Origin of the sequence: Duganella callida, assembly GCF_004614165.1 — a bacterium.
GTDB lineage: Bacteria > Pseudomonadota > Gammaproteobacteria > Burkholderiales > Burkholderiaceae_D > Rugamonas > Rugamonas callida.
Genome location: NZ_SPVG01000257.1, coordinates 1 through 7,569, shown reverse-complemented (window position 1 = coordinate 7,569; position 7,569 = coordinate 1). Strand labels below are relative to the sequence as shown.

The 7,569-nt window shown below is 66.5% G+C and carries 7 protein-coding genes; all 7 read left to right on the top strand.

Annotation, left to right across the window (positions count from 1 at the left end):
- Positions 1-5: 5 nt before the first annotated feature.
- Complete coding sequence (locus E4L98_RS26740) at positions 6-890, top strand: XrtA-associated tyrosine autokinase (protein ID WP_371857289.1); 885 nt, start codon at positions 6-8, stop codon at positions 888-890.
- Positions 871-2,409 (top strand): TIGR03016 family PEP-CTERM system-associated outer membrane protein, encoded by a 1,539-nt coding sequence (locus tag E4L98_RS26735; protein ID WP_135204579.1) that lies wholly within the window; start codon positions 871-873, stop codon positions 2,407-2,409. Before E4L98_RS26740 ends, E4L98_RS26735 begins: the two co-directional genes overlap by 20 nt.
- 19 nt (positions 2,410-2,428) lie before the next feature.
- Positions 2,429-3,445: an XrtA/PEP-CTERM system-associated ATPase gene (locus E4L98_RS26730; protein ID WP_135204578.1), complete on the top strand. Its 1,017-nt coding sequence runs from the start codon at positions 2,429-2,431 to the stop codon at positions 3,443-3,445.
- An 8-nt stretch (positions 3,446-3,453) separates the two neighbouring features.
- The gene (locus tag E4L98_RS26725) at positions 3,454-4,332 is read left to right on the top strand and encodes an XrtA system polysaccharide deacetylase (RefSeq protein WP_135204577.1); all 879 of its coding nucleotides are present in this window, start codon (positions 3,454-3,456) and stop codon (positions 4,330-4,332) included.
- Entirely contained in the window at positions 4,329-5,432 is a 1,104-nt protein-coding gene (locus E4L98_RS26720; protein WP_135204576.1) for a FemAB family XrtA/PEP-CTERM system-associated protein, read from the top strand. Before E4L98_RS26725 ends, E4L98_RS26720 begins: the two co-directional genes overlap by 4 nt.
- A 2-nt stretch (positions 5,433-5,434) precedes the next feature.
- Positions 5,435-6,649, top strand: a complete 1,215-nt coding sequence (locus tag E4L98_RS26715; protein WP_135204575.1) for a TIGR03087 family PEP-CTERM/XrtA system glycosyltransferase — start codon at positions 5,435-5,437, stop codon at positions 6,647-6,649.
- Positions 6,646-7,569: exosortase A (gene xrtA / locus E4L98_RS26710; RefSeq protein WP_135204574.1), on the top strand; the 924-nt coding region annotated here is incomplete at its 3' end. The genes E4L98_RS26715 and xrtA, both read left to right, overlap by 4 nt.

Below are 7,569 nucleotides of genomic sequence, written 5' to 3'. Positions count from 1 at the left end.
TTGCGGTGCCGGTGCCGGCGCCGGCGGCGTTAATCCACGCGGAGACGGTGACGGTCGCCACCGCGCCGGCCTCAGCCGCCGACCTTGCGGCCGGTGTCGCCGTTGCCGAAGCCGCGCCATCGGTGGCTGGCGCCGACACCGATCCATCGCCGGAAGCGCGCCGCCGCAACCGCGAAGTGACCTTGGACCTGGCGCGCATGCGGCAGATGGGGCTGGTCACGGCGGCCGGCGGCCGCACGCCGCTGGTGGAGGATTTTCGCGTCATCAAGCGCCCGCTGATCAAGCGCGCCTTGCGCAAGCCGGAGCCGGGCGAAAAGCCGGGCAACCTGATCATGATCACCAGCTCGCTGCCGGGCGAAGGCAAGACCTTCTGCTCGATCAACCTGGCCATGAGCATCGCCATGGAACTGGACAACACCGTGCTGCTGGTCGATGCCGACGTGGCCCGCCCGTCGGTGCTGCGCACGCTGGGCATCAACAGCCAGCGCGGCCTGATGGATGTGCTGCTGGACGACCAGCTCGACCTGGGCGACGTGCTGCTGCGTACCAACGTCAACACCCTGACCATCCTGCCGGCCGGCAGCAGCAACGCCCGCGCCACCGAACTGCTGGCCAGCCAGTCGATGACCGCGCTGGTGCATGAGATCGCCTCGCGCTATCCCGACCGCATCGTCATCTTCGACTCGCCGCCGCTGCTGCTGACCAGCGAAGCGCACGTGCTGGCCAGCCACATGGGCCAGATCGTGCTGGTGGTGGAAGCCGAACGCACCACCCAGCACTCGGTCAAGGAAGCGCTGCGCCAGCTGGAAGGGTGCACCAACGTCAACCTGGTGTACAACAAGTCGCGCGATTTCCCCGGCACCGAAAGCTATGACTACCACTATGGCTAAAGCGCGCCATGTTCCGGCCGCGGCCTTGCTGCTGGCGCTGGCGCCGGCCTGCCGCGCGGAACTGAAATTCACGCCGCTGGTGGACGTGCGCGAAACCTACAGCGACAACATCAACCTGCAGGACCGCGCCAACGCGCGCGCGCAGTGGCTGACCGACGTCGCGCCCGGGTTCGAGCTGGAAGACAACAGTCCCAACCTGAAGTTGCGCGCGGCCTACCGCCAGCACCTGTTCTACACGCCGAACAAGGATCTGCCGAACACGCAGAACTCGCAGTCGCAAGGAGCGCTGGACGCCAATGCCGCGCTGGTCAAAGACCTGTTCTACCTCGACGCCAGCGGCTCGGTGAGCCAGCAGGAAACCTCGGCCTTCGGCGCGCCGGTGCTGGACAATGGCTACACCACCACCAACCGCACCACGGTGCGCACCTACCGTGTCTCGCCGTACCTGCACCACAATTTCGGCGCGTTCGCCAGCGCCGACGTGCGCTACACGCGCGATTCGGTCAGTTCCAACAACAACGGCCTGGGCGACAGCAAGGGCAACAGCGTCAGTCTCGGCCTCAACAGCGGCCTGGCGTTCACCCGCCTCGGCTGGGGCCTGCAGTATTACCGCCAGGTGCTGCACGACACGCGCGGCGGTAATTCGGTATCGGAATCGGCATCGGCCAACCTGCGCTACGTGCTGGGGCCGACGCTGAACCTGACCGCCAGCGGCGGCTACGACAGCTACGATTACCCCACGCTCAACAACGCCACCGCCGGCCGTTCGTGGTCCGGCGGCTTCGAATGGGTGCCGACCAGCCGCACCAGCGTGCGCGCCAGCATCGGCCGCCATTACTATGGCAAGAGCGGCAGCCTGCTGGCCAGCCACCGCAGCCGGGCTACGGTCTGGACCGTCAGCTATGACGATTCGGTCAGCAACACACGCTCGAATTTCCTGCTGCCGGCGGCGGTCGATACGGCCGCCCTGCTGGACCGGCTGCTGTCGTCGAGCATCACCGATCCCGTGCTGCGCGCGCTGGCGGTCAAAGCCTACATCCAGTCCACCGGCCTGCCGCCGGCGTTGGCCGACAGCGTGAACTATCTGAGCAACCGCTATTTCCGCCAGCGCCAGCTGCAGGCCGCTGTGGCTTATCAAAGCAGCCACAGCCTGGCGACTTTTTCGGTGTTCGACACCCGCCGGCAGGCATTGTCGCTGTTCCAGAGCGACAGTCTGCTGCTCGGGGGCAACAGCAGCGCACTCAACGACGATACCCACCAGATCGGCGCAAGCCTGATGTGGAACGTCCAATTGAGCTCGCGCACATCGGTGAACGCCAGTCTCGCTCACACTAACGTGGAATCGACGTCGCTGGGCTTCAGCACGCGCAATTCGGTGGCGCGCTTGATGTTCAGCCGCCAGCTCGGCAGCAAGATGGCGGCCACGGTGGAAGTGCACCACGCGATCGGTTCGGTCGGCGTGGGCGCGGGCGACTACAAGGAAAACGCTGTCTCTGTCAGCTTGAGCACCAAGTTCTAAGAGGGGAGTGAAACAAGCGATGTACGAGACTTATTATGGGCTGAGCGACAAGCCGTTCCGGCTGCGCCCCGACCCGCATTTCTTTTATGGCAGCAAGGGCCATAAACGGGCCATGGCTTACCTCGAGTACGGCCTGTCCCAGGGCGAAGGTTTCATCGTCATCACCGGTGAAGTCGGCGCCGGCAAGACCACGCTGGTGCGCAACCTGTTCAAGCAGATCGAGTCCGAGCGCATCGTCGCGGCCCACGTCGTCAACACCCACCTCGATCCGGAAGACACGCTGCGCACCGTGGCGGGCGCGTTCGGCCTGCCGTTCGAAAACCTGAGCAAGGCTGCCATGCTGCACGGCCTGGAAAACTTCCTGCGCGCCACCGACGCCGAAGGCAAGCGCGCGCTGCTGGTGGTCGACGAGGCGCAGAACCTGGCGCCGCGCGTGGTCGAGGAATTGCGCATGCTGTCGAATTTCCAGTCATCGGAAAAATCGCTGTTGCAGACTTTCCTGCTGGGCCAGCCGGAATTCCGCACCACGCTGCACAGCGCCGGCATGCAGCAACTGCGCCAGCGTGTGATCGCCACCTATCACCTGGGGCCGATGTCCGAGGATGAGACCAGGGCTTACATCGAGCACCGGCTGCGCACGGTGGGTTGGCAGGACGATCCGGTGTTCCTGCCGGCGGCCCACGCGGCGATCCACGCGTTTGCCGGCGGCATCCCGCGCAAGACCAATCATCTGTGCGACCGTTTGATGCTGATGGGTTTCCTGGAAGAGGTGCATACCTTCACCGAAGCCCATGTCGAAGAGGTGGTGCGCGATCTGCGCGAGGAATTCGCGCTGCCGGAAGCGCCGGCCGATCCCACCGCCAGCCTGGTCGAGGAGCTGGAGGCGCCGCACGCCTACCACAGCTATGGCCCGGCCTACATGGACGAGCGCATGATCAAGGTGGAAAAATCGCTGGTGGCGGTGCTGTCCATTCTCAAGCGCATGGTGGCCGCCACCCCGGCGCCCGCCACCAACGAGCAGTTCGACAACGACTAGGAGGCGCGATGAACAGCTTCTCAGCACAGGCCGTCAAGCCGCAGGCAGGGGGCGTGCGCAACGCCATGACCATCGACGTCGAAGATTATTTTCAGGTGTCGGCCTTCGCGCCGCACATCGCGCGCGACAGCTGGCCGGCGCGCGAGTGCCGGGTGGAGGCCAATATGGAGCGCATCCTCGGCATCCTCGACGCGCGCCAGGTCAAGGCCACGTTTTTCACGCTGGGCTGGATCGCCGAGCGCTATCCGCAGGTGGTGAAGCGCATCGTCGCCGGCGGCCACGAACTGGCCAGCCACGGCTACGGCCACCTGCGCGCCTCCGATCAGGACCGCGCCCAATTCATGGATGACATCAGCCGCAGCAAGGGCATCCTGGAAGACCTGGGCGGCCAGCCCGTGCTGGGCTACCGCGCGCCGAGTTTTTCCATCGGCCACGGCAACCTGTGGGCGCTGGAGGCGCTGCGCGAAGCGGGCTACCGCTACAGCTCCAGCATCTACCCGGTGCGCCACGATCACTACGGCATGCCGGACGCGCCGCGCTTCGCCTTCTACCCGAACGGGCCGGACGGCCTGCTGGAATTGCCGATCACCACCGTGCGGCTGATGAAACGCAACCTGCCGGCCGGCGGCGGCGGCTATTTCCGCCTGCTGCCGTACGCGCTGTCGCGCTGGATGATGGAACACGTCAACCAGACCGATGGCCAGGCTGCCATCTTCTATTTTCACCCGTGGGAACTCGATCCCGGCCAGCCGCGCCAGCAGGGGCTGAACTGGAAAACCCGCTTCCGCCATTACGTCAACCTGGAACGCATGGAAAGCCGCATCCAGGCGCTGACGCGCGACTTCCAGTGGGAGCGCATGGACCGCCTGTTCCTGGAGCCGCGATGAACTCGCTGATCGAAGAAGCCGGTGAACCCGCGGCCACGCTGCGCAGCGCCCCCGCCGCGCCGGGACCGCTGACCCTGCATCTGATGCAGGCGCGCGATATGGCACGCTGGGACGCGTTCGTGCAAACCTGCCCGGAAGCCACTTTCTTCCACCGCTCCGGTTGGCGGCGCGCCATCGAACAGGCATTCGGTCACCGCACCTGGTTTTACTTCGTCGAGCAGGATGGGCAGATCCAGGGCGTGTTGCCGCTGGCCCAGGTCAAGAGCCGGCTGTTCGGCCACACCTTGGCGGCGCTGCCGTTTTGCGTCTACGGCGGCATCGCCGCCAACACCCCGCAGGCGCGCGCCATGCTGGACGCAGCGGCGCTGAAGCTGGCGGCCGAACTGGGCGCCGGCCATCTCGAATACCGGGGCATCCGCGCCGCCCACGGCGACGATCCCGCATGGCAGCGCAAGCCGATTTACGTCACCTTCCGCAAGCCGATCAGCGCCAGTCATGAAGACAACATGAACGCCATCCCGCGCAAGCAGCGCGCCATGGTGCGCAAAGGCATCAAGTGCGGCCTGCGCGGCGAAGTCGATCAGACCGTCGACCGTTTCTTCACCGCCTACGCCACCAGCGTGCACCGCCTGGGCACGCCGGTGTTTCCGAAAAAATGGTTCCGCCTGCTGAAAGAGGAATTCGGCGACGATTGCGAAGTGCGCGTGATTCTGCGCGGCGACGAGCTGGTCGCCGGCGTGCTGAGCTTCTTCTTCCGCGGCGAAGTGCTGCCATATTACGGCGGCGGCATGGACGTGGCGCGCGAAGTGGCCGGCAACGACTTCATGTACTGGAACCTGATGGAAGCGGCGGTCGAACGCGGCTGCCGCAGCTTCGACTTCGGCCGCAGTAAGCTGGGCACTGGCGCCTACGACTTCAAGCACAACTGGGGCTTCCCGGCCGAGCCGCTCGAATACGAATACCGGCTGCAAGCGGCGGAGGCGGTGCCGGAAAACAATCCGCTGAATCCGAAGTACCGGATGTTCATCAAGCTGTGGCGCAAGCTGCCGCTGGGCCTGGCCAATCAGCTTGGTCCGCACATCGTCAAGCACCTGGGGTGATCATGGAAGACCTGCTGCTGCTGGTGCACCGCATCCCTTATCCGCCGAACAAGGGCGACAAGATCCGCTCGTACCATCTGCTGCGTCATCTGGCTGCGCGCTATCGCGTGCACCTGGGCTGCTTTATCGATGACGCCGACGACTGGCAGCATCGGCAGACGCTGGACGCGCTGTGCGCCAGCAGCCATTATGCGCGCCTGAATCCGTTGCCGGCGCGGCTGCGCAGCCTGGGGTCGCTGTTGGGCGGCACCTCGCTGTCCTGCGGCTATTACCGCGACGCCGGCCTGCGCGACTGGGTGCGCCAGACCGTCGAGGCGCACGGCGTACAGCGCATGCTGGCGTTTTCCTCGGCCATGGCGCAATACGTGCAGGCGTATCCACAGGCGCGCCGGGTGGTGGATTTCGTCGATGTCGATTCCGACAAATGGCGCCAGTACGCCGCGCGCAAACAGCCGCCGATGCGCTGGCTGTATGCGCACGAGGCCCGCAGCCTGCTGGCCTTCGAGCGCCAGGTGGCCCACGACTGCGACGCCGCGCTGTTCGTTTCCGCGCCGGAGGCCGAGCTGTTCCGCGGCATGGCGCCGGAAAGCGCCGCCCGCATCGGCCATTTCAGCAACGGCGTCGATACCGCCTACTTTACGCCGGAACAGGGTGGCGCCAGCCCGTTCGCCAGGGAGGAGGCGGCCATCGTCTTCACCGGCGCCATGGATTACTGGCCGAATGTCGATGCGGTGCAGTGGTTCGCCAGCGAAGTGCTGCCGGCGGTGCGCGCACGCTTTCCTCAGGCGGTGTTCTGGATCGTCGGCGCCCGGCCGAATGGCGCGGTACAGCAACTGGCGTCTCAGCCTGGCGTGCGCGTCACCGGCACCGTGCCCGATGTCCGTCCCTATCTGGCGCACGCGGCGGTGTGCGTGGCGCCGCTGCGGGTGGCGCGCGGCATCCAGAACAAGGTGCTGGAAGCGATGGCCATGGCCAAACCGGTGGTGGTGTCGCCGCAAGCGCTGGAGGGCATCGCCGCCGCGCACGGCCGCGAACTGCTGCTGGCGCAGGACGCCGCGGCATTCGAGGACACGGTGGTGCGGCTGCTGCAGCAACCCGACGCCGCCATCGGCCACGCCGCGCGCGCGGCGGTCGAACAGCGCTACAGCTGGGACAGCAACCTGGCCGGCGTCGACCGTCTGCTGGAAGCGCGGCCCCCGGTGCGGAGGCAGGCATGATACTCGAGCGCCAGCCGGCCGTGTCCGAACTGCCGTCCGCGCGGCATCCGGAGGTGCGCACCCCGCTGCTGGTGGCGCTGCTGTTGCTGTTGCCGGTCCTGCTGTTTGCCGGTACGGCGCAATCGATCGTCTCGATCTGGGAGCGTTCCGAGACCTTCGCCCACGGCTACATCATCCTGCCGATGAGCATCTGGCTGGTGTGGCGCCGGCGCGCGCTGCTGGCGCGGTTGCCGGCCGCGCCATACTGGCCGGGCCTGATTTTGTTGGCGATGGCCGCCGCCGCCTGGCTGCTGGGCAGCGCCGGCGACGTGCTGATCGTGCAGCAGTACGCGCTGGCCGCCATGATGCCGCTGATGGTGCTGACGGTGCTGGGCCGGCGCATCGCCCTCGGTCTGGCCTTCCCGCTGCTGTACGTGCTGCTGGCCGTGCCGTTTGGCGACAGCCTGATTCCGCCGCTGGTCCACGTGACGGCCACCGCGACGGTGGAAGCGCTGCGTCTGAGCGGCATTCCGGTGTGGAGCGAGGGCACCAATTTCAGCATTCCCAGCGGCAGCTGGTCGGTGGTGGACGCTTGCAGCGGCGTGCGTTACCTGATCGCCTCCTTCACGTTGGGCGCGCTGTATGCGCACCTGAGTTACCGCAAGCCGCGCAAATGGATCATGTTCATGACCATGGCCATCATCGTGCCCATCCTGGCGAATGTGCTGCGCGCCTACATCGTCGTGATACTGGGCCATCTGAGCGGGATGACGCTGGCCACCGGCTTCGACCACCTGGTCTATGGCTGGGTGCTGTTCGGGATCGTGATGTTCCTGCTGTTCTGGGCCGGCAGCCACTGGCGCGACGAGATGCCCGAGGACGCGCCCAGCGACGCGCCGCCAGCGTCGGCGCCGTTGCCGCGCGCGGCCACGGCCCCCGGC

What these genes read in the sequence shown, in the direction of transcription:
- E4L98_RS26735 (WP_135204579.1), top strand. Translation starts at nt 871, where the DNA reads ATGACTACCACTATGGCTAAAGCGCGCCATGTTCCGGCCGCGGCCTTG.
- E4L98_RS26730 (WP_135204578.1), top strand. Translation starts at nt 2,429, where the DNA reads ATGTACGAGACTTATTATGGGCTGAGCGACAAGCCGTTCCGGCTGCGC.
- E4L98_RS26725 (WP_135204577.1), top strand. Translation starts at nt 3,454, where the DNA reads ATGAACAGCTTCTCAGCACAGGCCGTCAAGCCGCAGGCAGGGGGCGTG.
- E4L98_RS26720 (WP_135204576.1), top strand. Translation starts at nt 4,329, where the DNA reads ATGAACTCGCTGATCGAAGAAGCCGGTGAACCCGCGGCCACGCTGCGC.
- E4L98_RS26715 (WP_135204575.1), top strand. Translation starts at nt 5,435, where the DNA reads ATGGAAGACCTGCTGCTGCTGGTGCACCGCATCCCTTATCCGCCGAAC.